Origin of the sequence: Nocardia neocaledoniensis, assembly GCF_029868625.1 — a bacterium.
Classification (GTDB): Bacteria; Actinomycetota; Actinomycetes; order Mycobacteriales; family Mycobacteriaceae; genus Nocardia; species Nocardia neocaledoniensis_A.
This window is the reverse complement of sequence record NZ_JARWOJ010000399.1, coordinates 39,812-65,456: the sequence shown is the minus strand read 5'-3', so window position 1 is coordinate 65,456 and position 25,645 is coordinate 39,812. Positions and strand designations below refer to the sequence as shown.

24 protein-coding genes and 1 pseudogene are annotated in these 25,645 nt (G+C 69.9%); 11 read left to right on the top strand and 14 right to left on the bottom strand.

What is annotated here, in order from left to right; genetic code table 11:
• Window positions 1-209: 209 nt before the first annotated feature.
• Both QH270_RS31720 and QH270_RS31715 read left to right on the top strand, forming a co-directional pair.
• Window positions 210-590 (top strand): annotated as a pseudogene (locus QH270_RS31720) (TrmH family RNA methyltransferase); the annotation flags it as partial.
• Window positions 591-725: 135 nt separating this feature from the next.
• Window positions 726-1,814, top strand: coding sequence for a glycoside hydrolase family 76 protein (locus tag QH270_RS31715; protein ID WP_280348167.1), 1,089 nt, complete (start codon window positions 726-728; stop codon window positions 1,812-1,814).
• A gap of 2 nt (window positions 1,815-1,816) precedes the next feature.
• On the opposite strand, the gene QH270_RS31710 is transcribed toward QH270_RS31715, so the two are convergent.
• Both QH270_RS31710 and QH270_RS31705 read right to left on the bottom strand, forming a co-directional pair.
• Window positions 1,817-2,506: a DedA family protein gene (locus tag QH270_RS31710; protein ID WP_280348159.1), complete on the bottom strand. Its 690-nt coding sequence runs from the start codon at window positions 2,504-2,506 to the stop codon at window positions 1,817-1,819.
• A gap of 5 nt (window positions 2,507-2,511) precedes the next feature.
• Window positions 2,512-3,201 carry a DedA family protein gene (locus QH270_RS31705; RefSeq protein ID WP_432420461.1) on the bottom strand — a complete coding sequence of 230 codons (690 nt, stop codon included), beginning with the start codon at window positions 3,199-3,201 and terminating at the stop codon, window positions 2,512-2,514.
• 177 nt (window positions 3,202-3,378) lie between these two features.
• On the opposite strand from QH270_RS31705, the gene fbaA reads away from it, so the two are divergent.
• Both fbaA and QH270_RS31695 read left to right on the top strand, forming a co-directional pair.
• Window positions 3,379-4,416, top strand: coding sequence for a class II fructose-bisphosphate aldolase (fbaA, locus tag QH270_RS31700; protein WP_280348158.1), 1,038 nt, complete (start codon window positions 3,379-3,381; stop codon window positions 4,414-4,416).
• Between the two features lie 40 nt (window positions 4,417-4,456).
• The gene (locus QH270_RS31695) at window positions 4,457-5,575 is read left to right on the top strand and encodes a BTAD domain-containing putative transcriptional regulator (RefSeq protein ID WP_110037614.1); all 1,119 of its coding nucleotides are present in this window, start codon (window positions 4,457-4,459) and stop codon (window positions 5,573-5,575) included.
• A 24-nt stretch (window positions 5,576-5,599) separates the two neighbouring features.
• On the opposite strand, the gene QH270_RS31690 is transcribed toward QH270_RS31695, so the two are convergent.
• Both QH270_RS31690 and QH270_RS31685 read right to left on the bottom strand, forming a co-directional pair.
• Window positions 5,600-6,655: a fused (3R)-hydroxyacyl-ACP dehydratase subunits HadA/HadB gene (locus QH270_RS31690; protein ID WP_280348154.1), complete on the bottom strand. Its 1,056-nt coding sequence runs from the start codon at window positions 6,653-6,655 to the stop codon at window positions 5,600-5,602.
• A gap of 99 nt (window positions 6,656-6,754) precedes the next feature.
• The gene (locus QH270_RS31685; protein ID WP_280348152.1) at window positions 6,755-8,773 is read right to left on the bottom strand and encodes an Rv0361 family membrane protein; all 2,019 of its coding nucleotides are present in this window, start codon (window positions 8,771-8,773) and stop codon (window positions 6,755-6,757) included.
• Window positions 8,774-10,206: 1,433 nt separating this feature from the next.
• Here QH270_RS31685 and QH270_RS31680 point away from each other — a divergent pair.
• Complete coding sequence (locus QH270_RS31680) at window positions 10,207-10,641, top strand: DUF3151 domain-containing protein (protein WP_280348151.1); 435 nt, start codon at window positions 10,207-10,209, stop codon at window positions 10,639-10,641.
• A gap of 22 nt (window positions 10,642-10,663) precedes the next feature.
• Window positions 10,664-11,830, top strand: a complete 1,167-nt coding sequence (locus QH270_RS31675; RefSeq protein ID WP_280348149.1) for an FUSC family protein — start codon at window positions 10,664-10,666, stop codon at window positions 11,828-11,830.
• A 4-nt stretch (window positions 11,831-11,834) separates the two neighbouring features.
• Here the strand turns inward: QH270_RS31675 and QH270_RS31670 are convergent, their stop codons facing one another.
• The 3 genes from QH270_RS31670 to QH270_RS31660 form a co-directional block, all read right to left on the bottom strand.
• A complete protein-coding gene (locus tag QH270_RS31670; protein WP_280348147.1) occupies window positions 11,835-12,692 on the bottom strand; it encodes a glycosyltransferase in 858 nt (285 codons plus the stop codon).
• Window positions 12,693-12,773: 81 nt separating this feature from the next.
• The gene (locus tag QH270_RS31665) at window positions 12,774-13,562 is read right to left on the bottom strand and encodes a site-2 protease family protein (protein WP_280348146.1); all 789 of its coding nucleotides are present in this window, start codon (window positions 13,560-13,562) and stop codon (window positions 12,774-12,776) included.
• Complete coding sequence (locus QH270_RS31660; protein WP_280348144.1) at window positions 13,559-14,188, bottom strand: hypothetical protein; 630 nt, start codon at window positions 14,186-14,188, stop codon at window positions 13,559-13,561. The genes QH270_RS31665 and QH270_RS31660 overlap by 4 nt, the downstream gene beginning before the upstream one ends.
• Before the next feature lie 295 nt (window positions 14,189-14,483).
• Here QH270_RS31660 and QH270_RS31655 point away from each other — a divergent pair, with 295 nt between their 5' ends.
• From QH270_RS31655 to QH270_RS31645, 3 genes are all read left to right on the top strand, one after another.
• Window positions 14,484-15,773: an adenylosuccinate synthase gene (locus tag QH270_RS31655; RefSeq protein ID WP_280348142.1), complete on the top strand. Its 1,290-nt coding sequence runs from the start codon at window positions 14,484-14,486 to the stop codon at window positions 15,771-15,773.
• A 229-nt stretch (window positions 15,774-16,002) separates the two neighbouring features.
• On the top strand, window positions 16,003-16,959 hold the full coding sequence (locus QH270_RS31650) for a hypothetical protein (RefSeq protein WP_280348141.1): 957 nt from the start codon (window positions 16,003-16,005) through the stop codon (window positions 16,957-16,959).
• 367 nt (window positions 16,960-17,326) lie between these two features.
• A complete protein-coding gene (locus QH270_RS31645; protein WP_280348139.1) occupies window positions 17,327-17,620 on the top strand; it encodes a hypothetical protein in 294 nt (97 codons plus the stop codon).
• 185 nt (window positions 17,621-17,805) lie between these two features.
• Here the strand turns inward: QH270_RS31645 and QH270_RS31640 are convergent, their stop codons facing one another.
• The 3 genes from QH270_RS31640 to QH270_RS31630 form a co-directional block, all read right to left on the bottom strand.
• Window positions 17,806-18,624, bottom strand: a complete 819-nt coding sequence (locus QH270_RS31640) for an alpha/beta fold hydrolase (protein WP_280348137.1) — start codon at window positions 18,622-18,624, stop codon at window positions 17,806-17,808.
• A gap of 82 nt (window positions 18,625-18,706) precedes the next feature.
• Window positions 18,707-19,270, bottom strand: a complete 564-nt coding sequence (locus QH270_RS31635) for a methylated-DNA--[protein]-cysteine S-methyltransferase (protein WP_280348134.1) — start codon at window positions 19,268-19,270, stop codon at window positions 18,707-18,709.
• 32 nt (window positions 19,271-19,302) lie between these two features.
• Window positions 19,303-19,650 carry a hypothetical protein gene (locus tag QH270_RS31630; RefSeq protein ID WP_280348133.1) on the bottom strand — a complete coding sequence of 116 codons (348 nt, stop codon included), beginning with the start codon at window positions 19,648-19,650 and terminating at the stop codon, window positions 19,303-19,305.
• Between QH270_RS31630 and QH270_RS31625 the strand changes: the two genes are divergently transcribed.
• A complete protein-coding gene (locus tag QH270_RS31625; RefSeq protein WP_280348132.1) occupies window positions 19,649-21,151 on the top strand; it encodes a PLP-dependent aminotransferase family protein in 1,503 nt (500 codons plus the stop codon). The two genes, QH270_RS31630 and QH270_RS31625, sit on opposite strands and share 2 nt — an antisense overlap.
• Window positions 21,152-21,160: 9 nt before the next feature.
• On the opposite strand, the gene QH270_RS31620 is transcribed toward QH270_RS31625, so the two are convergent.
• Window positions 21,161-21,493 carry a hypothetical protein gene (locus QH270_RS31620; protein ID WP_280348131.1) on the bottom strand — a complete coding sequence of 111 codons (333 nt, stop codon included), beginning with the start codon at window positions 21,491-21,493 and terminating at the stop codon, window positions 21,161-21,163.
• Between the two features lie 78 nt (window positions 21,494-21,571).
• Window positions 21,572-22,663, bottom strand: a complete 1,092-nt coding sequence (locus QH270_RS31615; protein ID WP_280348129.1) for a CaiB/BaiF CoA transferase family protein — start codon at window positions 22,661-22,663, stop codon at window positions 21,572-21,574.
• 126 nt (window positions 22,664-22,789) lie between these two features.
• Between QH270_RS31615 and QH270_RS31610 the strand changes: the two genes are divergently transcribed.
• Window positions 22,790-23,272: a DUF456 domain-containing protein gene (locus QH270_RS31610; RefSeq protein WP_280348127.1), complete on the top strand. Its 483-nt coding sequence runs from the start codon at window positions 22,790-22,792 to the stop codon at window positions 23,270-23,272.
• Here the strand turns inward: QH270_RS31610 and QH270_RS31605 are convergent, their stop codons facing one another.
• Window positions 23,273-24,139, bottom strand: a complete 867-nt coding sequence (locus QH270_RS31605) for an amidohydrolase family protein (protein WP_280348125.1) — start codon at window positions 24,137-24,139, stop codon at window positions 23,273-23,275.
• A gap of 51 nt (window positions 24,140-24,190) precedes the next feature.
• Window positions 24,191-25,579 carry an FAD-dependent oxidoreductase gene (locus tag QH270_RS31600; RefSeq protein ID WP_280348123.1) on the bottom strand — a complete coding sequence of 463 codons (1,389 nt, stop codon included), beginning with the start codon at window positions 25,577-25,579 and terminating at the stop codon, window positions 24,191-24,193.
• Window positions 25,580-25,645 lie beyond the last annotated feature (66 nt).

Below are 25,645 nucleotides of genomic sequence, written 5' to 3'. Positions count from 1 at the left end.
CGTGGGGACTGGTCGCCGCGGCGCTGGGCGAGAACCGGCGGACCTTCGGCGAACGCTTCTGGTCGGCGAGCGCTTCGCCACCGAACGCAAGATCAGCGCGACGACGAGCGGCATGCTCGACCTCCTCAAACACGCCGAGGCCGAACCCGATTCGGTGCCCGACTGGGCCGCCCCCCGGCGCCACATAGCCCCACCGGCGGCGGAGGGGCGCGGGGGGGGGGGTGCACAGGGTCGGGCCCCGGCGCGGCACCGGGCGCGGGGCCATGGTCACCGACCGCTACCAGCACCTGATGCACCACGGCGACCTCGCCGAACTGCGCGCCTACGCCGCCCAGACGGGGCTGACGATCGTCGCGGTCGACAATGTGCCCGGCGCGGTGCCGCTGGAGACGGCCCAGCTGCCGCGCGACTGCCTGCTGCTGTTCGGCCAGGAGGGCCCCGGCGTCAGCGCGGACGCGAAAGAAGCCGCCGCCCTGACGGTTTCGATCGCCCAATTCGGTTCGACGCGCAGCATCAACGCCGGCGTCGCGGCCGGAATCGCGATGCACGCCTGGATCCGGCAACACGCTGACCTGTCGAAAGCCTGGTAGGTAACAATTTGGGCGCGAAAACCGGCGGAAAACTGGCACCATGGTGCTATGACCTCGCGCAGCGGCCGGCGCCCGCAGCCCTCCGATCGCGCCGGAACCGTGCCGACACCGGCGTTGTGGTCCGAGCGTGCCGACATGGCCGAGTCCGCGATCGTCTCGCGGCACCTGCGCACGCTGTGGGGTTGCCCCGGAACGGAATTGGGTGTCGTCGGCTGGCCGGCGACGCGGCGTGAACGCACCTTCGTCGGGTGGCACTACTGGTGGCAGGCGCACCTGCTCGACATCGCGGTCGACGCCGCCAACCGGGTGCCGACGCCGGCCAGGCGGCGCCGGATCGCCGCGATCGCGCGCGGCATCCGCGTCCGCAACATCACCGGCTGGACCAACCGCTACTACGACGACATGGCCTGGTTGGCGATCGCGCTGGAACGCGCCGAACGCACCCAGGACCTCACCTCGGCCCGCGGCGGCCTGGCCGCGCTCGAGCAGCAGCTCTACGGCGCCTGGGACCCGGAGACCGGCGGCGGCATCCCGTGGCGGATCCGCTCCGACTTCTTCAACGCGCCCGCCAACGGCCCCGCGGGCATCGCGCTGCTGCGGCTCGGCCGGGTCGAGCGCGCCCAGCAGATGGCCGACTGGCTCGACGCCACCCTGCGCGACCCCGAGTCCGGCCTGATCCTCGACGGCATCCACCTGCCCTCCGGCGAGATCGAACGCCCGGTGTTCAGCTACTGCCAGGGTGTCGTCCTCGGACTGGAGACCGAACTCGCCGTGCAGACGGACGACGACCGCCATGCCGAGCGGGTCTGCGCGCTGTTGGACGCGGTCGAGGAACACATGACCACCCGGCTGGTGATCACCGGTGGCGGCGGTGGCGACGGCGGCCTGTTCAACGGCATCCTGGCCCGCTATCTCGCGGTGGTCGCGCTCATGCTGCCCGGCGAGGGCAAGCACGAGGAGGCCGCGCGGCGGATCGCGGCCGCCATCGTCAAGGCCTCGGCCACGGCCGCGTGGGCCAACCGCCTCGAGGTCGAGGGCGAGCCGCTGTTCGGCCACGACTGGAGCAAACCGGCGAGGTTACCCGGCGGCACGGCGGGCGCGGGCAAGTTCACGCCGGGCGGCTCGGTGACGGCGTCGACCGTGCCCGAACGCGACCTGTCCGTGCAGCTGTCGGGCTGGATGCTGATGGAAGCGGCGTATCAGGTCACCGCGGCCGGGCTCTGAGCTCAGCTGTCCAGGTCGGCGTGCTCGCGGTCGAGGTCGAATTCCTCCACCGGCTTGGCCATCTCCTGCCGGTAGTGCCGCAGGCCGAGCAGCGTCCCGATGACCAGGCCGACGATCATGATCCCGATCACCGCGGGCATCAGCCACGGCACCTGCTCGAGGAACTCGCCCGCGTAGTAGCCGATCAGCAACAGCACCGGCGCCCAGATGATCGCGCCGATGGTGCTCGCGATCGTGTAGCGGCGATGGTCCATGCCCGCCGCGCCCGCGACCATCGGGCACAGCGTGCGCACCCACGGAATCCAGCGCGCCACCAGCACGGCGAAGAACCCGTGCCGTTCCAGTAGCGCCGTGACCTTCTCCAGATTCCTGGTGTTGATATACCGGCCGTTCTTGCGCGCGACCAGGCGATGCCCGGTGCGCTGGCCGACGACGTAGCCGACCTGATTGCCCGCGATCGCCGCGAGCATCGTGCCCAGCGACAACGCCCACACGTGGGCCTCGCCGTTGGCGTGCGAGGCCATCACGATGCCCGCGGTGATGAGCATGGAGTCACCGGGCAGGAACAGCCCGATGATGAACGCGCACTCCAGGAAGACGAAGACCAGCACCACCGTCCAGACCACGGCGGGCCCGGCCGAGATCAGCGGATCGAAGCTGCCCAGAGCGTGAATCGACGGTACCGCGGTCACAGGGATCAGTGCGTCTCGTTCGTCGAAGCGGCCAGCTCGGCGGCGGGCGCGGCCTCGGTGGTCGTCTTGCGGCTGCTCAGGATCTTCTTCCCGACGGTGATGATCGCGGGCAGGATCGAGACGAACACGATCAGCAGGAAGATGGCCTCGATGTGGTCGCGGATGAACGAGACGTTGCCGAGGAAGTAGCCCAGGATCGTGATGCCGCCACCCCACAGCACGGCGCCGACGATGTCGAACGCCACGTACTTGCGGTAGCTCATCTTCGACACACCGGCCAGCACCGGCATGAAGGTACGCACGATCGGCACGAACCTGGCCAGGATGATCGTCTTCGGGCCGTGCTTCTCGAAGAACTCGTGCGTCTCGGTGACGTACTGCTTCTTGAAGAAGCGGCTGTCCTCCTTACGGAAGATGGCCGGGCCGATCCGGCGGCCGATCCAGTACGCGCACTGGTCGCCGAGGAACGCGGTGAGCGTGACCAGCGGCACGAGCACCCAGATGTTCGGGCTGCCCTGGGCGGCCAGCATGCCACCGGTGAACAGCAGCGAGTCACCGGGCAGCAACGGGAACAGCAGGCCGGTTTCGATGAAGACGATCACCAGGATGGCCGGGAGAACCGCGTTCTTCAGCCAGGTGTCCTGGAGTAGATACATCGGGTCCAGCAACTGGGTCAACGCGAGGTTGTGCGTCATCACATCGGAAACCGCCAGCAAAGTCACGGCCCCCACAGTACCGGTCGAATCTGTGACACGAGTGCTGTGTAGTGATCGGCGATGGGACAAGCCGGTGAACCCGGCCATCCCTTCCTAACTTAGGGTGTGGCCTGACAGAATTGGTTTTTTCGCTCCCCACACACGGAGGTCACTGCTGTGCCTATCGCGACTCCGGAGGTCTACGCCGAGATGCTCGGCCGGGCCAAGGCGCATTCGTTCGCATTCCCGGCTATCAACTGCACCTCGTCGGAGACGATCAACGCCGCCATCAAGGGCTTCGCGGAGGCGGGCAGCGACGGCATCATCCAGTTCTCGACCGGTGGTGCGGAATTCGGCTCGGGCCTGGGTGTGAAGGACATGGTCACCGGCGCGGTGGCGCTGGCGGAGTTCGCGCACGTGGTGGCGGCCAAGTACGACGTCACCATCGCGCTGCACACCGACCACTGCCCCAAGGACAAGCTGGACACCTACGTGCGCCCGCTGCTCGCGATCTCTCAGGAGCGCGTGAACAACGGCCGGAACCCGCTGTTCCAGTCGCACATGTGGGACGGCTCGGCCATCCCGATCGACGAGAACCTCGAGATCGGCAAGGAGCTGCTCAAGCTCGCCAAGGCCGCCAACATCATCCTCGAGGTCGAGATCGGCGTCGTCGGCGGTGAGGAAGACGGCGTCGAGGCCGAGATCAACGACAAGCTCTACACCTCGCCCGAGGACTTCGAGAAGACCATCGACGCGCTCGGCGCGGGCGAGAACGGCAAGTACCTGCTCGCCGCCACCTTCGGCAACGTGCACGGCGTGTACAAGCCGGGCAACGTGGTGCTCAAGCCCGAGGTGCTGGCCGAGGGCCAGCGGGTCGCGGCCGCCAAGCTGGGCCTGGCCGCCGACGCGCAGCCGTTCGACTTCGTCTTCCACGGTGGTTCGGGCTCGCTGAAGTCCGAGATCGAGGACTCGCTGCGGTACGGCGTGGTGAAGATGAACGTCGACACCGACACCCAGTACGCCTTCACCCGCCCGGTCGCCGGCCACATGTTCAGCAATTACGACGGTGTGCTGAAGATCGACGGCGAGGTCGGCAACAAGAAGGTCTACGACCCGCGCAGCTACCTGAAGAAGGCCGAGGCCTCGATGGCCGCGCGCGTCGTCGAGGCGTGCAACGACCTGAAGTCGGCCGGTCGGTCCGTCAGCGGTTCCTGATCGGGCAGTTTTCGCGAACAATCAAACGGGGCCCGAGCTCATGAGTCTTGATGTCCGTGTGCTCGGGCCCGTTCGACTGCTGGTCGGCGGTGAGCCGGTGGCGGTCGGCGGGCCCAAGCCGCGCGCCCTCCTCGCCGCGCTCACCGTCAACCGACGGCGCGCGGTGTCTTCCGCCGTGCTCGCCGAGATGGTGTGGAACGAGGATCCGCCGGATTCCTATGCCGCCAGCCTGCAGGTGTTCGTCTCCAATATCCGCAAGGCGCTGCGCAACGCCGGTATCGATCCGGCGCAGGTGCTGCGGACCGAGGGTGCGGGCTATCGGCTCGAGATCCCGGATACCGCGTGCGATCTCGGCCGGTTCGAGAACGCGCGGGAGGCGGGCACCCGCTGCCTGGAGGCCGGTGACCACCCCGGCGCGGCCAACCTCTTCGGCGCCGCGCTGCGCGAGTGGACCGGCCGCGCGCTGTCCGACCTGGCCGGACTGCAGTTCGCCGACGGCTTCGCCACCGCGATGGACGAGGAACGGCTGCTCGCCGTGTCGGCCCGCGTCGATGCCGAGATCGCCTGCGGGCGCGCCTCTTCGGTGATCGGTGAGCTGGTCTCGATGACCAACGAGCACCCGCTGCGCGAGCCGCTGTGGGGTCAGCTGATCACCGCGCTGTACCTGTCCGGCAGGCAGGCCGACGCGCTGGAGGCGTGCCGCCGGGTGCGCACCGTGCTCGCCGAGGAACTCGGTATCGATCCCGGTGCCGCGTTGATCGACCTGGAACAGCGGGTGCTGCGTCAGGAGCCGCTGAATGTGGTGGAGGCCAAGCGATCCGAGCAGCTCGCCGCCGCCATGACCGAGACGGTCACCGAGGTGCCGCGCTCGATCCGCAACGGCAATCTACGCTTCGCCGACGGCCGCACCATCCCGATTCCGCACGGCGGCATCAGGATCGGCCGGATGACCGACAACGAGCTGGTGCTCGACGACCCGAAGGCCAGCCGCTACCACGCCCACATCATGCCGAGCCGCGCCGGACTGCTGATCAAGGACCTGCATTCGGCCAATGGGGTGTACGTGAACGAACTCCCCATCGACACCGGCGCGTTGCTGGCCGACGGCGACATGATCCGCATCGGGGCGACCGTGCTGACCTTCATCGCGGTGAGCTAGGCGGTTCGCCCCGGCGGAAACGCCTCAGGTGAGGCGGATTTCGGCGACCGCGCGGCCGAAGAGCTTGCGCCCCTCGGAAACTCCGCTCAGCAGCACGGTGGCGGCGCGCCGCTCCGGATCGATCGACTTGATCTTGCCCGAGAACTCGATGACGCCCGGCTCGGTCGGCGGCACCGGGACGAAGCCGGAGAACCGCACGGCCAGCTTCTCGATCGCGGTCGGATCGCCGAGCCAGTCGGTGAGGTATTGCGCGGCCAGGCCCATGGTGAGCAGGCCGTGGGCCACCACCGTCGGCAGGCCGGCCAGTTCGGCGGCGCGGTCGCTGAAGTGGATCGGGTTCGGGTCGCCGGAGACGCCCGCGTAGTTGGCGAGGTCGCCGCGGGTCACCCTGGCAACTCCCGGCGGGAGTTCGCCGCCCTTGACGAGCGAGTCGAATTCGGGGGTGGTGTTGACGGGCGCGAACTCGCGCGGTGCGGCCTCGGGCGCCGGGCCGGTGCGGCGGATCAGCACGTCGTCGGTGTCGAGCCCGGCGGTGTCGGCGGGGCGCGGCTGCATGCTGATGTTCTCGACGGCCTCGACGATGTTCGGATCGACCTCGACGCCGCGGCGGGCCACGATGGTGGTGGTGCCCTGCACGGCGGTGTCGCCGTCCTGGTTGATCAACTGGAAGCCGACGTTGACGAAGTCGTTGTCGCCGAACTGGCGGATCGACTCGATCTCGATCTCGGTGCTGATCCGGTCGCCCGCCAGCATCGGGCGGTAGATCTCGAAGACCTGGTCGGTCTGCAGGACCTGCGAGAGGTCGTACTCGGTGAGCACGCTGTCGAGCAGCGCCCTGGTGGCGCTCATGCCGATCACCGAGGCGAAGGTCGGCGGCGCGATGATGCCGTCGTAGCCGAGCTTGCGTGCGTCGACTTCCTGGTGATGGGCGGGGTGCAGATTCTGCACGGCCCTGGCGAATTCCCTGATCTTCTCGCGGCCGACCTCGTAGTGATCGCGGAATCCGAAGCGCTGGCCTGCCAGCGTCGCATCCGGGACCACAGCTTCGGTGCCCGGCGACACTGTCTGTTCCCTGCTCATGATCCGAAAAATGATAATGGAGTACCCAAGCGGATGACCAGTTATGTGTGACCCGTCATAGCAGGCAGGAATGCCCGCTACGACGGGTCGACGACCGGTTCACGGGGTCGCCGTGGGGTCACACACCTTCCAGTCGCCATCGGTGAGCTGCAGGTCGAAGGTCCGCGCGGTCTTCTTCGACGGGTCGGCCGAGGTGTACACCGTGGCCTCGGCGAGCGCGGTGTCGCCGGTGATGCGGACCGCGTTCACGCTGTCGACCACCGGGATGGAACCGCGCTCCGTCGAGAGCTGATGCACGCCGTTGAACTGCTCGGCCGTGATGCCCTGATAGAACTCGTGCAGCTCGCCGCAGGTGCTCGAACGCAGGCCCTCCAGGTCACCGCTGCGCAGCGCGTCGGCGTAGGTGCCGATCGCGGTACGCACCTGACCCTCCGGCGAACCGTCGCCCGACATCAGCGCCACCACGGTCGCGATCAGCGCCACCACCAGCACCGCCGCACCCGCTGCGGCCAGAAGCCACTTCTTCGAGCGGGCGGGACCCTGGGCTTCGGCAGGCTGCGGCGCCTCGATCCGCTGCGGTTGCGCGACCGGGCGTGGACCCCCGGGTGCGCCCTGCTGGGCGGGTGCGCCCTGCTGGCGGGGGCCGCCGTCTTGCGGGGGGCCCTGGCGCTTGCCGTCGGCCAGTTGCTGCGCGGGGCGCGTCGGCTGGATGTCGGCGGGCGACGGTGCCGAAGCGGGTTTGTTCGGCGCACCCGGCCCACGCGGCGGCGACGGCTGCGTCTCCTCGACCCCCGGCCCCTGCGGACCGTGCTGGTGCCCCGCTTGCCGCGGCCCGGCGGGGCCACGCGGCGTATTCGGCGGCGGCGTCACCGCGCGCCCACCGGCCGGCGGCACCACCCGGTCCGACACCCGCTGAATCGGCATCGCGGTGGTCGGCGCATCCGCCGGATTCACCACCCGCATGGCGACGGTCTTGTCGTCGGCCCCGGCCACCTCGCCCTTCTCCAGCGAAGCGGCGCCGTCGGCGCCGCGGTTGCCCGCGCCACCGGATCGGGCCGCACTGCCGGCGTCGGGGTTGCCCGCACTACCGGTTCGGGCCATACCCGCGTCGGCGGCTCCGGCTGCGCCGGTCTCGGCCCGTGCCTCGGAGTCGGCGTCCGCCGCCAGCGGCTCGGGATCGCCGGATCCGCTCGCCTGCGCAGCGTCGTCATCCCGCGCCCCGGCATCGGAATCCTCGCCGCGGCCTGCAGCCGCGACCCCAGCTCCCGCCGCGCCCACGCCGGCCGCTGCCGCGGCAGCCGCACCGGGACGCCGCATCGAACCGCTTGCTCCGCTCGCCCGCGCGTCGTCGTCGTTCGGTGAATCACTGTCGCCGCTGCGGCGGGCACCATTTTCTTCGCTGCCGCGACCCGCGGCATCCGCGCCGGCTCCGCGTCCCGCGGTACTCGCTTGGTCGCCGATGCTCTTCGTCGGCCGCGAGGCACTTCCGGTGCCGTCCGCGGTCTGGAACTTCTCGGTCGCCTGGGCATCACTGAACCGCGAATCACCTTGGCCGACAACAGTTCTGGACACCGTGGGCGCGTCGTCGCCGACAGTGTGGCCATCCGCGCTGTCGGACGCGTGGGTCGTTTCCTCCGACTTGTCCGCCGCGCGGTCCGGCTGACCGGTGGTAACGGGACGATCCTTGGCTGAAGCGGTGTCAGCGCTCGGCTCGGCCGTCGCGTTGTCCGACCGGTCGCTGCGATCCACTCCCGCCGCGGCCGTTCCGGCCGCCGCGGTGCCCGCGGCTGCTGCGGCTCCAGCGGCCGATTTCGAGCCGGGGTCCGGCGACGGGCGGTCGACCTGGCTCATACCGGCGGTAGGCACGTCGGCCTGCGCCGCCTTCGACTGCGCGGCCGAGATCTTCACAGTGTGGTCGTCGGCCGAAGCACCTTGCGCGGTGGATGATTTCGAGCCCGGAATGCGCATCGCGGTGGTCGGCGCATCCGGACCGGCGAGGTCGGCCCGTTGGCCGGCGGCCTGGCCGACGTGGCGGACGGTATCGGCCGCCTCGTCGCGCCCGGTGCCGCGGTCGCCCGGCAGGCCTTTCGACAGCCCGGCCAATGGGGACCCGGACACCGAATCCTGTTCCTGGGCAGCACTTCCTGTGCCGGCCGCGCCAGGTGCGGGCCGTTCGCCTCCTCCGGAGGTGCTTCCGGGGCCGCTGGCTCGGGGACGACCGGGACCGCCAGGAGCGTCGCCGGGTCCGTCGAGCTGGGGCCGCCCGGGTCCGCCAGCGGGGTTGCCGGGTCCATTGGGTTGGGGCCGCCCGGGACCGCCAGCGGCGTTACCGGGATCGTTGGGCCGCGGAACACCGGATGCGTTGCCCTGGCCGGCATTCCAGGCGCCACCGGGCGGTGCGGGGGCATTCGCGGGGCCTCCAGCACCGTCGTTTGTGTTGCCGGCGCCGGTATTTCCGCCCCCGCCGGGCTGTGGGCCGGGGGCGTTCGCGGGTGGACGGCCGGGTCCGTTCGCCGAGCCTCCGGTACCGCCGGTTGCGTTGCCGGTGCCGGTACGTCCGGCGCCACCGGGCTGCGGGCCGGGCGGATTCGTGGGGCCACCGGGCTGCGGACGGTTGGGCGTGTTGATGGGGCCTCCGGTTCCGCCGGGTGCGTTGCCGGGGCCGGGGCGCTGGGGGCCGGGGGCACTGCCCGGACCGGCGTTGCCTCGCGGGCCGTCGGGGCGTATGCCGCCTTGTGCGGTGCCGGGTGCACCGGGTCCCGAAGGCTGTTGTCCGGCAGGGGAATTGCGGCGGTTGACCGGCTGGGCGCGGCGGGGCTGCTGACCGCCGGGACCCTGCTGCGGGCCGGCGCCACCGGGAGCCTGCCGGCCGCCGGCACCCGGCTGCGGGCCGGGGACTTGCTGGGCACCGGGCCCGCCGCCCGGCGCCTGCTGGAAACCGGGCGTGCGCCCTGCCCCGCCTCCCGATGCGCCAGGCGTGCGCCCGGGCCCACCCGTGGGCCCCTGCTGCGGACCCGGTCCGCGACCTGGCCCGCCCTCGGGCTGCTGTCGAGAAGATGGGTAACCGGCGTCACCGGATCCACGGCCGTCCTGCGGTCCGCCCTGGGCGGATCGGCCGCCCGGCACGGAAGGGCCGCTCTGGCCGGAAGGGCCGCCTGCCCCGCGCGCGGGGCCGAACTGTTGTCCACCAGGCGAACCGGGACGTCCGGCGGGCGAACCGGGCCGGATGACCACCGTTTCCGCGGTCCCCTGCGACACGGTCTCCCTGCCCGGTTCGGTAACCGCTTCGGGGGTCGACTTCGGTGTGCCCCCGGCGGGCGCGGTCTTGTCGGTGCTCGACGAATCGGCGCCGCCCCGCTGGGGCGCGCCGGGATCGGCAGCCTCGGCTGCCGGATTGTTCTCGTCGGTCGGGTCGGACACCTTGTACCCCTCGCTCAGGCTTGAACGTTCCACTCGAACGTCAGCCTAATGCGCGCCGTGCGGGGGAGTTCGCCGATCGCCCCGTGGCGGGCCGGAGCACGGGCCGTCACGGGGCGGTGCACAATGAATCCATGACCTCCTTCGGTGACCTGCTCGGACCGCAGCCGGTCCTCCTTCCGGAACTGATCGACGCCGAGGACGCCATCTCGGCCGGCACGGACCCGGTCGAGGTCGCCGCCGCGCATCCCGCCGCGTCGATCGCGTGGGCCCAGCTCGCCGAGAACGCCCTGCAGCGCGCGGACGGCGAGGTGAACCACGATGTCGTCGCCGCGTACGCGTTCGCGCGCACCGGCTACCACCGTGGCCTGGACCTGCTGCGCCGCAACGGCTGGAAGGGTTTCGGCCCCGTCCCGTGGAACCACGAGCCCAACCAGGGTTTCCTGCGCAGTGTCGGCGCGCTGGCCAGGGCCGCGAAGGTGATCGGCGAGACCGAGGAATACGCCCGCTGCCTCGACCTGCTCGAGGACTGCGACCCGAGGGCCGCCACCGAACTCGGCCTGGACTGACCCGGCCGGATCCGAGTCGTAGGTGAGCGATTCCCATTCCGTCGTCGCCGCGGCCACCCCGGTAGTCACGGCCGCCAGGGACAGCACCGTCGACCGTTTCAAGCGGTCCTCGGTGCGTTTGCGGCTGTCGGCGATCCCGATCATCCAGTGCTCGCTCGGCGCGGCACTGGCCTGGTTCATCGCGCACAACGTGATCGGCCATCCCGATCCGTTCTTCGCGCCCACCGCCGCGATCGTCTCGATCGGCATCTCCTTCGGCGCGCGGCTGCGCCGCTCGGTGGAGCTGGTGGTCGGCGTCGCGGTCGGCATCGGCATCGGTGACCTGTTCATCGCCCAGGTCGGCACCGGTGTGTGGCAGGTGGGGCTGGTCGTCGCGGTCGCGATGGCGTTGGCGGTGTTCCTCGACGGCGGGTCGATCATCTCGATCCAGGCGGCGGGGTCGGCGGTGCTGGTGTCGACGCTGAGCCAAGCCTCGGCGGCGGGCCCGAGCCGCATGATCGACGCGCTGGTCGGCGGCCTGGTCGGGGTACTGATGGTCGGCCTGATCCCGTTGCATCCGGTGCGCAGGGCCCGCGAGCACGCGGCCGACGTGCTGTCGGTGATGAGCAAATCCATGATCACCTGCGCCGACGGCCTGCTCGAACAGAACTCGGACAAGGTGCACGAGGCGCTGACGGCGGTGCGCGCCACGCAGGCGCAGATCGACTCGCTGCGTTCGGCGCTGGAGGGCGGGCGCGAGGTCAGCCGGATCTCCCCGCTGTACTGGAACTCGCGTCAACGCCTCGAACGCATCAGGTCGGCCGCCGATCCGCTCGACAACGCCGTCCGCAATACCCGTGTGCTGCTGCGCCGTTCGCTCACCCTGGTCCGTGACGACGAGGTCCTCGATCCGCGCCTGATCGACCTGGTCGACCAACTCGGCAACGCCACCGACGTGGTCCGCCGGATGATGCTCGCCGATCCGGGTGAACAGCCCGATCAGGCGGAGGCCGCCCGCGCGCTGCGCAGCGTGGCGAAGAAGGCCAGCCCCGATCTGGTCGCGGGCGCGGGCCTCTCGGCGCACGTGGTGTTCGCGCAGATCCGGTCGATCGTGGTGGATCTGATGGTGGTGTGCGGGATGCAGCGCATCTCGGCGATCGCCCTGCTCCCGCCCACCGTGCCCAACCCGTATGTGACGCCCGAGGACTGAGCGTTCAGTCGCCGACCGGGGAGACCCTCGGCCTGCCTGGACGCAGCGAGAATCGCTTGCGGTCGAAGTCCCACGCCCGGTAGATCGGCCACTGCGAGGTGTGCATCACCCACGCACCGGTGATCACCGCGCGGTGGAACGGCACCACGTTGTACCCCTGGTTGGCGATGGTCTGCAGCCCGCGCAGCTGGTACTTCCACCAGATGGCGGGCGGGGTCTGCCGGCGGCGCGCGGAGATCTCGGCGCGCAGTTGCGGCAACTGGTCGATCCGCAGCTTGGCCTTGGTCAGGCACAGCGCCAGGTCGAGGTCTTCGTGCAGGTCACGCCGGGTGGTGGTGGCCGGGAGCACCTGTTCCCAGGCGGAGCGGCGGATCGCCATATTGGCGCCGTGCACATTGCCGACCGGCTGATGCTTGATCAACCCCAGCCGCTGCTGCCCGCCGATGGCGGCCGCGAGGAAGAACCCGATCGGGGAGTCGTGGTAGGTGCTGATGCCGGTCACCGCCATGGTGTCCGGGTGCGCGTCCAGGTGGGCGCGCACGGTGGCGCCCCAGTCGGACGCGACGAGGGTGTCGGCGTCGATGCGGCCGAGGTAGTCGCCGCGCGCCTTGGCGAAGCCCGCGTTGCGCGCGTGCGCGACGCCGGGCTCCGGCTCGTCGATGAGTTCGATCTTCGGATGTCGGCTCGCCAGTTCGGCGATGATGTCTCTGGTGCCGTCGGTGCTGCCGTTGTCGACGACGATGATCTCGTCGATCGCGTCCTGCCCGACCAGGCGCTCGAGGCAGGCGGTGATGCCCGCTGCTTCGTCGAGCGCCGGGATGACGACGGACAGTACAGGGGGCGAGCTGTCGGGTGTGCCCATGTGCGCTTCCGTTCCGGGGTCGTGAATGCCCGGCTCAGGCTAGTGCACGCCCGGGTTACTCGCGATGCGAGTCGGACGAGGTCAGCGCCAGAACCGGGTCAATTGGCTGCCGTACGCAGCCCAGACATCAGGTACCCCGGAAAGCCCGAACAATGCGTAGACACCGTCGAAGAACACCCGGCTCAACGGTGTGAAGAAGATGACGGCGAACAGGATCAGCATCCCGTAGGGCTTGATCTGATCGAGTCCGCGCCGGGTCTCGTAGCTGAGCGAGGGCTCGATGATCCCGTACCCGTCCAGGCCGGGCACCGGCAGGATGTTCAGCAGGAACGCCGTGATCTGCAGGAACGCCAGGAAGCTGAGTCCGAGCCAGAACGCCCCGTGCTCCTGCACCGACCCGAACATCCGGATCACCACCAGCAGGATCACCGCGCACAGCCCGTTCGAGGCCGGACCGACCGCGCTGACCAGCCGCTGCACCGACGCGCCGAAGCGGGAGGTGTCCAGGTAGACCGCACCGCCGGGCAGGCCGATGCCGCCGAGCGCGATGAACACCAGCGGCAGCCCGATCGAGAGCACCGGGTGGCTGTATTTCAGCGGGTTGAGTGTGAGATATCCCCGCATCTCCACTTCGTGGTCACCCGCGCGCCATGCGACATAGGCGTGCGCGAACTCGTGCAGGCACAGGCTGACGATCCAGCCGAACACCACCAGCACGAACACGCCGACCTCGGCCCGCACCGAATCGAGGTCGGCGTCCCAGGCCAGGGCGCCGCCGGCCACGGTGATCAGCACGATGAGCAGGAAGACCGGGCTGGGACGCACGGCACTGTGGCCGGTCCGGCGGCCCGGGGTGAACGAGTAGGTCATCGCACCAGCAGCCAGGGTTGTTCGAATCGGTAGAAGGTCGAGCGCGGCACCTTGCGTTCGGTGGTGATCCCGTCCCTGGTGACGATCGCGCCGGGGGTGCCGAGCTGCGAGGCGCGCCCGGACACCCAGGTGCGCTTGCGGAAGCCTTTGCGCACCCGCGCGCGGACGCCGGGCATCGTCATCGTCGGCGAGATCAGCATGGTGTTCACGATGCCGCTGAACAGCAGGGTGTCGTCGACGTAGGCCTCGCCCTCGAGCTTGGCGCCGTCGACGCCGGTGATGCTGGCCCGGCCGACCAGCACGGTGCCGGTGTCGTCGCGGATCAGCGGTGTCTCGATGGCGCGGCCCTCGAGCGCGATCTTGGCGGCGGCGTTGCCCGTGGCGGTCTGATAGACCCGCGAGGCGTAGGTGGTCTCCACCGGGACGAACCCGACCTCGACGTGCAACCGTTCGGTGCGCATCAGGTGGGTGAGCACGGCGGCGAGACTGGCGTCGGCGCCGAGCACGATCAGGCGCGGCAGGCTGTCGGCCGCCAGCACCGGCAGCAGTTCGTCGATCACGGCGGTGTCGGGTGACGGCTCGGTCTGGGTGGTCGGCACCGAACTGAGCGCGATCGGGACCGGCATGTCACCACATCGGAGAACGTGGGTACTCAAACTGCGGTACACCCTCCTCGGTTCGGCCGACGGTGTGTCGCCCACAAGCACACGGCAATACCCCCTGCCGACAGGTAACCGTAACCGATAGTGGCGTTCGGGGCGGGCGGGGGTGGCGCACCGGGCGGGGCAGGTCGGGTGGCTCTGAGCAGGTGTCGGCTAGAATGTGTCTCCGGCAACCGCCTCAGTGACTGGACGCGCTGCGTCCTACGGCAGGTAGCTGCAGTACGTAGCGTGCTGCCGTCGATCTGTAGGAGACTCCGAAATGCCGGCAATCGTCCTCATCGGTGCCCAATGGGGCGACGAGGGTAAGGGCAAAGCTACCGACCTGCTCGGCGAGCGGCTGCAGTGGGTGGTCCGCTACCAGGGCGGCAACAACGCCGGCCACACGGTCGTCCTCCCCAACGGTGACAAGTTCGCGCTGCACCTGATCCCGTCCGGCATCCTCACCCCCGGCGTCAAGAACGTCATCGGCAACGGTGTCGTCGTCGACCCCGGTGTGCTGCTCGACGAGCTCGCCGGTCTGGAAGAGCGCGGAGTCGACACCTCCGGCCTGCTGCTCTCCGCCGACGCGCACCTGATCATGCCGTACCACGTGGCCATCGATAAGGTCGCCGAGCGCTTCCTCGGCAGCCGCAAGATCGGCACCACCGGCCGTGGCATCGGCCCCTGCTACCAGGACAAGGTCGCCCGTGTCGGCGTCCGCGTCGCCGACGTGCTGGACGAGAAGATCCTCACCCAGAAGGTCGAGGCCGCCCTGGAGTTCAAGAACCAGGTGCTGGTGAAGATCTACAACCGCCGCGCGCTCGACCCGCAGCAGGTAGTGGACGAGGTGCTCGAGCAGGCCGAGTCGTTCAAGCACCGCATCGCCGACACCCGCCTGCAGCTGAACCTGGCGCTCGAGCGTGGCGACACCATCCTGCTGGAAGGCTCGCAGGGCACCCTGCTCGACGTCGACCACGGCACCTATCCGTTCGTCACCTCGTCGAACCCCACCTCGGGTGGCGCGGCGGTCGGCTCCGGCATCGGCCCGAACAAGATCGACACGGTGCTCGGCATCCTCAAGTGCTACACCACCCGCGTCGGCTCGGGCCCGTTCCCGACCGAGCTGTTCGACAACTTCGGTGAGTTCCTGGCCAAGAACGGCGGCGAGGTCGGTGTCACCACCGGACGCGCCCGCCGCTGCGGCTGGTTCGACGCGGTCATCAGCCGCTACGCGACCCGCGTCAACGGCATCACCGACTACTTCCTCACCAAGCTCGACGTGCTGTCCGGCCTCGACACCGTGCCGATCTGCGTGGCCTACGAGATCGACGGCGAGCGGGTCGAGCAGATGCCGACCACCCAGACCGAGTTCCACCACGCCAAGCCCGTCTACGAGGAGATGCCCGGCTGGTGGGAGGACATCTCGCACGCCCGCACCTTCGAGGAACTGCCGGCCAACGCGCAGGCGTACGTGCTCCGGCTGGAAGAGCTCTCGGGCGCGCGCATCTCGTGCATCGGCGTCGGCCCCGGCCGCGACCAGACCATCGTCCGGCACGACGTGCTCGGCTGAGTTTCCTTCGCGAACAGCCCCTTCCCGGTCCCGGGGAGGGGCTGTTTTCGCAGTTCACCGCCGACACGCGCGAGTGATGTCGACTCGCTATCGATTTGACAGCATCCGCTCGGCAACCGCTATCGTCGCTGCGCGGCGCGCGGGGACGCGCCGCTTTCGGCGAGTGTGTGAGTGGGTGTGCGGCGTGAACCGTCGGTCCGATGATGTGAACGTTTCGACGGTGCGGCGCGTGGCCCGTCCCCTGGTGGGCGTGCTGCCGATGGCGTTGGCGGTGGCGTGCGCCGGTGTCGCGGTGGCGGTACCGCAGCCCGGTGTCACCCAGCCGCCGGTGCAGCCGGGTGTCACCACCGAGGCGCCCGAGGGTCGCTCGGACCTGGGCAAGTTCGATGAGCCCGAGCTGCAGAAGCTCGCCCCGGAGCCGCCCGCGCCGCGGCCGGAACCTCGCCCGATGCCCGAGTACACCACGCCGGCCCCGCCTGTTGTCATCGAGGAATTGCACCTCCCCGAACCGGTCGAGCCGGTCGCCCCTATCGCCCCGCCGCCGCGCACGCTGCGCGTCGGCGGGTTCACCAGCCCGGTTCCGGATGAGGTGCCCAGCGATGCTCTCGCCGGGGTCAACACCACTGCCGCCGATATCGAAGCGGCCATCGCCACACAGGGCCGTTCGGTCGGCATCAATCCGAGCCGATCCGACAAGATCGCCGCGTCGACCGTCGGCGGCGCGCTGATCGGCGCCACGGCGGCCGGCGTCCCGGCTGCCGCTGTCGGCGCTGTCGGCGGTGGGCTCGCCGGGGCGGCGGTCGGCGCCGGTGCCGGGTTCGTGGTGGGCGCCGTGACCACCGGCACCGCCGGCGCGATCATCGCCGCCGCTGCCGCCGTTCCGACCGGTGGCATCGGCGCGGTGGCTGCCCTCGGCGCTGCCGCTGCGGCCACCGCGGGCGCCACCGGAGCCGGCGCCCTCATCGGAGCCGGCGTCGGTGCGGCCGCTGGTGCCGCGGTCCTCGGTATCCCCGCTGCCGCCGCGGGCGCCGTCGCAGGCGGTGTCGTCGGTAGTGTCGTCGGCGCGACCGCGTTCCAGGGCGATCCCGGTGCCCCGGCCAGCCCCGCGGACCCGCTGGAGGCGCTCGTCGACGACGCGATCGAGAAGATGCCGCACCAGCAGCTCCCCGCGGTTCCGCTCCCGTAGGGTCGCGCCGCAGAGGACGCGTGGCAGCCCACCTTCGCCAGCGGCGGGAACGGCCGTGGACGGGGGTCCGCCGCCGGGTCACCCGGCTCGAGAAAATGCCGTGCCCGCAGCTCCACGCGGTGCCGCTCCCACAGGTCGCACTGCCCGCCCCGCCGACCCTGTCGGACTGACCGCCTTCGGGCGGTTCTGAGTGGGGGTACGCCCCCTGCTTGCCGCGGTCGCACCCCGCCGAATTCGGAGATCTCGGCGCACCTCACAGAGCGTGTCGGTGGCGCTGGGATATCGGCCGTACCGGGGTTCACCGGGCGGGCGGGTGCGGTTCGGAGGGCGGTAGTAGCGTCGAGGCGGGTCGGGACGGAGGTGGCTGATGTCGGTGCGTGTGGGGTTCGCCCTGTCGGTGCTGGTCGCTGTCGCGGTGCTGCCCGGGTGCGGGTCGTCGGATGAGCCGGCTCCGCCGCCGAGTGCGTCGCCGGTGAAGACGGTGCTCCCGCCCGCGCAGACCCTCGTGCCCTCGCAGCAACGCAACGAGCGTATCCGCGGCATGCTCTACACGGCGGGCTGCACCAGCAATGCGTGCGTCCAGACCTACTTCGCCTGCATGGACGGCTACCTCACCGGCGACCCCTGCCAGTTCTACCGAGACCATCCACCGCCACCATGAGCGAACCGCCGAGCTGACGCGGCCGGTGACGATGAACAGTCCGTCGGCCTCGGCGCAGGCTGCCGGCCCGCGCCACCTGCCGATTCCTCGAGATCGCCCCGGCAGACTCGACGCAGTGACTCGGTCGCCCGATGGTCGCGTCGGACAGTTCGCCGGGCAATCGACTCGGTGGCGAAGCGGCCGAACTATCTCGTGCGCGTGAGGAATTCACCCGCGACGGGGGCGAGCACGGAGATCTTCGGGTTGTGGCCCATGCCGGGGAGCTCGACGAGCTCGGCGTCGGGCAGTGCTGTGGCGGCGGCCTTGGCGGCCGTGGCGAGCAGCAGGGCCGTGCGGTCACCCGCGAGGACGAGGACGGGCACGGTGACCTCGCGCCAGTCGGCGGGGTCGAGTTTGCGGCCGCGCATGTAGGGCTTCATCACCGCCCAGTCGTGCGCGGTCGAATTCGACGTCGCGGCAAGGGATTTCCAGAACGGCGTGACCCGCATGGCGGTGACCATCAGCCACGGCATACCCATGGCCTTGCTCATGTAGTACCGCACCGTCTTGTCGCGCTTGCCCGCCGCGATCATCGGATGCAGCTTGGCTTCCAGATCCTGCGGCGGCACATGGTGTTTCGGGTCGACCACGAACGGCGGCTCGAAGGCGACCACCGCGGTGACACCCGGTACGTTCGCCGCGGCGAGCAGCGCCAGCACGGCACCCGAGGACCAGCCGAACAGCGCGGCCTCGCCACCGGCGGCCTCGACGAGCGCCGCGATGTCGGCGATCTCGTTGGCCACGTTGTACACGCCGGGCGAATCCTCGCTGTCGCCACGGCCGCGCCGGTCGTAGTTGAGCACCGTCAGATCGAATTCCGTGGCCAGGGTCTGCGCGAGTTCGACCATCGTCGGGAACTCGCGGTGGCTGAAGGCCCCACCGATCAGGATGACCGTCCCCGCGGTGCCATCGCCGACCCGGTCGTAGGCGATGGTGGTGCCGTCGGCCGACGTCACTGTCTGCATGGTGGGTTCCTCTCGATGCCGGATCGGAATCCGACGGTACGCGACGAGTCCCGCGCAGGTGGGACCGGGTTTCGCGCGCGGTTCAGAACAGCATCGGCTCGCCGAACCCCGGCGTCCGCTCGATCTCCAGCAGCCGCGCCTTGGTCCCGATGCCGCCCGGCGCCGAGAACCCGTGCAGCGCGTGGTCGGCCGCGAGCACGCGGTGACACGGCACGATCAGCGGAATCGGATTGCGCCCCAGTGCCTGTCCCACGGCCTGGGCCGAGCCCGGCGCCCCGAGGCGGGTGGCGATGTCGCCGTAGCTGAGGGTGCGGCCGGGGTCGATATCACGGGTGACCGCGTAGACGGCGCGGTGGAACTCGGGCGTATCGCGCAGGTCGATCGCGATCCAGCGCAGCGGGTCGAGTGTCCCGGCCAGGTGCGCCCGGATGCCGGCGATCGCGGTGGTGATCGCCGGACCCGGTTCGTCTTCGTCCACCGGCATGCCGCCGAGTGGTCTGGTGATGCGCGCGAGGGTCTGTTCCTCACTGGCCTCGGGTAACTGGAACCGCACGACGGTGTCGCCGTGCCAGGCGATCGCGCACAGGCCGATCGCCGTGTCGAACAGTGCCGCGGCAACCGGTTCGGTCCTGGTTCCGGAACTCATGCAGGACAGTGTGCGCCGACCCGGTGACAGATTCACGCAGCGAGGGGTCCACGCTGACCGGCCTTGAAGGGGCCAGTTTTCGGCAACTGGACTGGATCGTCCGCGGCGGTGGCGCTCGGCGCGGGGTCGACCGCGTCCTCGTGCACCCGCATAGCGTCCAGATCGCGATAAAGGCGCTGGTCATCATAGGTGCCGAAGGCGCGGTCGTGGGGCAGGTACTGGAACGGCCAGAACGGCAGTTCCCCGCGTTTCGGGGAGAAGTGATAGACCGCGAACCCGAAAGCGGCGGCGACGGCGAGGGCGAGGAAAGTGGTCATAGCGCAAGAATCCTCCGACTGGCCTTGCCAATAAATATCCACTTCCGGAATACTGGACTTCATGGCGACAAGAGTGATCGGCGCGTCGGGCCTGGCCCGCGACCTCGGCCGGTGGCGCGACCCCGAACCCGACGGCGATTCCCCCGAGCGTCGCCCCCATCGGCCCGCCTATCTGGCGCTGGCCGAGGCCATCCGGCTGCTGATCCACGACGGTCGCGCCCCGCTCGGTGTCGCGCTGCCCAGCGAGCGCGATCTGGCCGCCACGCTGGGTGTCAGCCGCACGACCATCACCTCCACGTACTCGCTGCTGCGTGAACACGGCTACCTGATCAGCCGCCAGGGTTCGCGCAGCACGGTGGCCCTGCCGCCCGCCGTCGCGCACGACGGCGCCAAGCCGACGCGCGGGATCATGGCGCTGATGGCGCAGCCGGAACTGCCGACCATCGATATGACCTACGCGGCGATGTCGGCCCCGCCGGAGCTGCACGACGCGTATTCCATGGCGCTGCAAGGTATTCCGGCCTACCTGGGCACCCACGGCATGGACCCGGTCGGCGTGCTCGCGCTGCGCGAGGCGCTGGCCCGCCGCTACACCGCGCGCGGCCTGCCCACCGAACCCGACCAGATCCTGGTGACGCTCGGCGCCCAGCACGGCCTTCGGCTGCTGCTCAACGTCCTCACCTCGCCCGCCGCGCGCGTGCTGATCGAGCACCCCAGCTATCCGAACGCCATCGAGGCCATCCGCGATGTCGGCGCCCGCCCGATCCCGGTTCCACTTCGCCCCGAATTCCCGCACGCCGGTTGGGATCTCGACGGTCTGCGCAGCACCGCCAGGCAGACCGCGGCGACGCTGGCCTACCTCGTCCCCGACTTCAACAACCCGACCGGCCTGCTGCTCGGCGAGGAGGGGCGCGCCGAGCTGGCCGCGATCGCCCGCGACACCAGGATGACCATCGTCGTCGACGAGTCGATGAGCGATCTGAACCTGTCCGACGAGCCGATGCCGCCGCCGGTCGCCGCGTTCGCGAAGGGTTCGGAGATCATCACGATCGGTTCGGCCTCGAAGTCGTTCTGGGGCGGCCTGCGGGTGGGCTGGATCCGCACCAATCAGGCACTGATCACCAAGCTGCTCGGCATCCGCTCCACCGTCGACCTCGGCACCCCCGTCATGGACCAGCTCGCCACGATCCACCTGCTGGAGAACGCCGAACCGATCCTCGACCGGCGCCGCGAGCAACTGCGGGCCCAGCGGGCCACCCTGCTCGACGCCGTCGCCGAGGATCTCCCCGGCTGGCACATCGCCCCCGGCGCCGGCGGCATGTCGGTCTGGGCGCAGCTACCGAGCCCGGTCTCCACCGCGTTGGCCGCCACCGCCCCCAATCACGGCGTATTGCTCGCGGCCGGACCACGTTTCGGCGTCCAGGGCGCCTTCGAGCGGTTCCTGCGGCTGCCGTTCACCCACCCGGAGCCGGACCTGCGCCTGGCCGTGAAGTCCATCGCGGCTGCCTACGAGGCGCTGACTCCCCGCGCCGCCGACCCGCTGCAACCGCTCACCTGCTACTGAGTAACGGTCTCAGCGGCACGAGTGGTATCCGCCCGCGTTCGACGCGGGCCGCACGGTCTCGTAGCCGACGCCGAGCATCAACAGCGCCGAGACCACGACGGCGACCGTGGTCAGCGGGACGACGGCAGCGCGGCTCGACGGCTGGCGCGACAGCAGGACCAACAGGCAGATCAGCGCGAGGGTGCTGGCCAGCAACAGCCCGGCCGCGAGACCGCTCAACACGCTGACCGTCGCCGGGACCGGCACGTCGGCGCCGCAGGGGGAGGCGAACAGCGCCTCGGCCACGGCGAAGATGAGCAGCGCGGCGCCGAAGGTGGTGGCCGCGGTGATCGCGGCGAGCACCTTCGGTGGCCGGTGGCCGGTGCGGATCCGTGGCCTGTCGTCGATAGCTGGTGAGACTACCGACGACAGGCCGGGAAATCAGTCAGCCCAGACCGATTCGATCGGTGTCGTCTCCGACGGCGGCGGCGTCGGCGTGCCGCTCGGCGTACGCGAGAAGCGCGGGGCCGGCGCGTGCTGGACGACGCCGTCGATCTCGATCAGGCCGGTGCGGGCCACGATGTGCGGGTTCTGCTCGGCTTCGGTGAACGTCAGCACCGGCGTGGTGCAGGCGTCGGTGCCGTCGAAGATCGCGGCCCACTCGTCGCGGGTCTTGGTCTTGAACTTGTCCGCGAACAGCTTGCGCAGCTGCTCCTGCCCGTTCGGGTCGATCTGCATCGGCAGGCCATCGGGGTCGATCTCCAGACCCGCCAGCAGCTCGGCGTAGAACTGCGGCTCGATCGCGCCGACGGCCATGTACTTGCCGTCGGCGGTCTCGTAGGTGTCGTAGAACGCCATGCCGGTGTCGAGCAGGTTGGTGCCGCGCTCGTCGGACCACAGGCCCACTCCGCGCATCCCCCAGATCATGTGTGAGAGGGCGAGCGCGCCATCGATCATCGCGGCGTCGATCACCTGGCCCTTGCCCGAGGTCTGCCGCTCGACCAGCGCGGCGAGCACGCCGAACACCAGGAACATCGAGCCGCCACCGAAGTCGCCCACCATGTTCAGCGGCGGCACCGGGCGCTCACCCTTGCGGCCGATGGCGTTGAGCACACCGGTCAGCGAGATGTAGTTGATGTCGTGGCCCGCGCGATCGGCGAGCGGACCGTGCTGGCCCCAGCCGGTCATCCGGCCGTAGACCAGACGTGGATTGCGGGCGAGCGCCTCGTCGGGGCCGAGGCCCATGCGCTCGGTCACGCCCGGGCGGAAGCCCTCGAGCAGCACGTCGGCCTTCTCGACCAGGTCGAGGATCTTGGCGACGTCGGCGGGGTCCTTCAGGTTGGCCTCGACAATGGTCCGGCCACGCCACTGCGGGCGCTCCATGAAGCCGGGCATCATGCCCGGACGCTGCACGCGGACCACGTCGGCGCCGAGATCGGCCAGCAGCAGCGCGGCGTGCGGGCCCGGCCCGATGCCGGCCAGCTCGATGACCTTGATGCCCGCGAGGGGCCCCGTCCTGGCGGTGGTAGTCACACCTGACCTCTGTTCCTCGTCGAACCGTATTGACACTCCGACAATAGCGTCGGGATGGCGGGGCTGGTAGGGCATGGGCGAGAATTCCGGTGGCGCGACCCGGCGCCGTAATGGGAGGACCAAGTAGTGAGCGTGTGGGGTGAGGTCATCGTAGGCCTCGTCATTCTGGTCGGTCTCGTCGGCGTGATCGTGCCGATCCTGCCCGGCATCATCCTGATCTTCGCCGCGATCGCGGTGTGGGCCTTCATGACCGGTGGCACGGCGGCCTGGACGGTGTTCGCGATCGCCACCATCGCACTGGTCATCTCCGGTGTCGTGAAATACACCTGGCCGGGGCGGCGGATGCGCGAGGCGGGGGTGTCGAACCGGGCGCTGCTCGTCGGCGCGATCCTCGGCGTCGTCGGATTCTTCGTCATCCCGGTCGTCGGTCTGTTCATCGGTTTCGTGCTCGGTGTGTACCTGGCCGAGCTGTACCGGTTGAAGACCAACGAACTCGCCTGGCCCGCGACGGTGCACGCGCTCAAGGGCGTCGGGCTGTCGATGCTGGTCGAACTGTTCGGGGCGCTGCTCGCGTCCGGGGTCTGGCTCACCGGCGCCATCCTGGCCTGATCACTCGATGATCGGCAGCGGGCGGGTCGGTTCGCCCGCGCCGGGCAGATCGCCGCGCGGAATCGGCACGGTCGGATTGTCGGTGCGGGGTATGGGCATCGTCGGCAGCGGATCACTGGCCGAGCGCTCCACCGCGGGCAGGCGGTAGGCGGCGCGGGCGTTGTCCTCCAGCACCGCGTGCAGGTCGGCGCCGACGACCTGGCAGATCAGGTCGACGTCGGCGTCCTCGAACGGCCTGCCCGCCCGCGTGCCGGGCAGGTCGGTGCCGAACATCAGCGCGCCGGGGTTGACGGCGTGGACGCGGCGCAGCGTCTCGGCCACGTCCATGTCGACGCGGCCGAAACCGGTCGCCTTCACCCTGGCCCCGCGATCGACCAGGTCGAGCAGATACGGCAGGCCCTCCTCGGACATGCCGAGGTGGTCGATCGAGAGGGCGGGCAATTTCGAGATCACCGGCTGCAGCGAGGCCAGCATCTGGCCGTCGATGTAGAGCTCCACGTGCCAGCCGGCCAGCTCGTGCGCGCGCAGCGCCTGCACGGTCATCTGGGTGATGTCGGCGGCCGCGCGCTTGAGGTTGAACCGCAGCGCGCGCACCCCCGCCCGGTCCAGTTCGAGGATCTCCTCGTCACTGGCGTCCAGGTCGAGCCGAGTGACTCCGACCCAGCCGTCGCCCAGCGCGGCCAGCGCCGCCTTCAGATAACTCTGATCGGTCCCCTGGAACGATGCGCTGACCACCGCACCACCGCGAACATCGAAGTGCGCCATGCGCTTTCGATAGTCGGCGATGGTGTAGGGGTCAGGCAGGTAGCCTTCGTTCTCGATCAGCGGGTACCGCGGATCGATGATGTGGACGTGCGCATCGAACACGTGTATCAGGATGCCTCACCCGACCCCTAACCGGCGAGTCAGGGGAGCGGGCTAGACCTTGTTCGGCTCGGAAGCGCGCAGCATGTCCTCGCGCTCCACGACCTTCACGCGCTCGCGACCCTCGGGCTCGCCGAGGGCGCGCTCGTGTGCGTCGAGGCGGTACCAGCCCGCCCAAGTGGTGAACGGGATGCCCTTGCCCTCGAGGAACTCGGTGACCGCCTCCGGCTCCGGCTTGGCGGCCGGGGTGAAGTCCTTGGCGTCGTCGAGCAGGCAGGCGATGGTCTCGTTGGCGTCGCCCTTGGTGTGGCCGATGAGGCCGACCGGACCGCGCTTGATCCAGCCGGTCACGTAGGTGGCGGGCATGAACCGGGCCGAGCCCTCGGCGGTCTCGTCGGCGATCACGCGACCGGCCTCGTTCGGCACGGTGCCCGCCTGGTCGTCGAACGGCAGCTGGGTGATGTTCTGCGACAGGTAACCGACGGCGCGGTAGATGGCCTGCACGTCCCACTGCTTGAACTCGCCGGTGCCCTTGACGTTGCCGGTGCCGTCGAGCTGGGTGCGCTCGGTCTTGAGACCGACGACCTTGCCGTCCTCGCCGATGATCTCGGCGGGCGACTCGAAGAAGTGCAGGAACAGCTTGTGCGGACGGTCGCCCTGATCGCGGATGGCCCACTGCTCGAGGGTGTTGGCGACCATGTCGACCTGCTTGGAGTTGCGGCGCGCGGCTTCGGAGCCCTCGTCGTAGTCGATGTCCTCGGGATCGACGATGACCTCGATGGTCGGCGAGTGGTCGAGTTCGCGCAGCTCGAGCGGGGTGAACTTGGCCTGCGCCGGGCCACGACGGCCGAACACGTGCACCTCGACGGCCTTGTTGGCCTTGAGGCCCTTGTAGACGTTCGGCGGGATCTCGGTCGGCAGCAGCTCGTCACCGGTCTTGGCCAGCACGCGGGCCACGTCCAGCGCGACGTTGCCGACACCGAGGACGGCGACCTTCTCCGCGTCCAGCGGCCACGAGCGCGGCACATCCGGGTGGCCGTCGTACCAGGACACGAAGTCGGCGGCGCCGTAGGAGCCGTCGAGGTCGATGCCGGGGATCGGCAGCGCGCGGTCGGCGTTGGCGCCGGTCGAGAAGATCACCGCGTCGTAGAACTGACGCAGGTCGTCGAGGGTGATGTCGGTGCCGTAGTCGATGTTGCCGAGCAGGCGCACCTGGTCCTTGTCGAGGACCTTGTGCAGGGCGGTGATGATGCCCTTGATGCGCGGGTGGTCGGGCGCGACGCCGTAGCGGATCAGACCGAACGGGGCGGGCATGCGCTCGTAGAGGTCGATGCTCACGTCGGCATCGGACTTCATCAACGCGTCGGCGGCGTAGATACCGGCCGGTCCTGCGCCCACGATCGCAATGCGGAGCGGGCGGGTCGCTGCACTCTGTTCGGTCATTTTCTACGCGCACCCTTTGGTCGATAACGTTTGACGGCGTCAACTCAGCCTAGGCTAACTTGACGA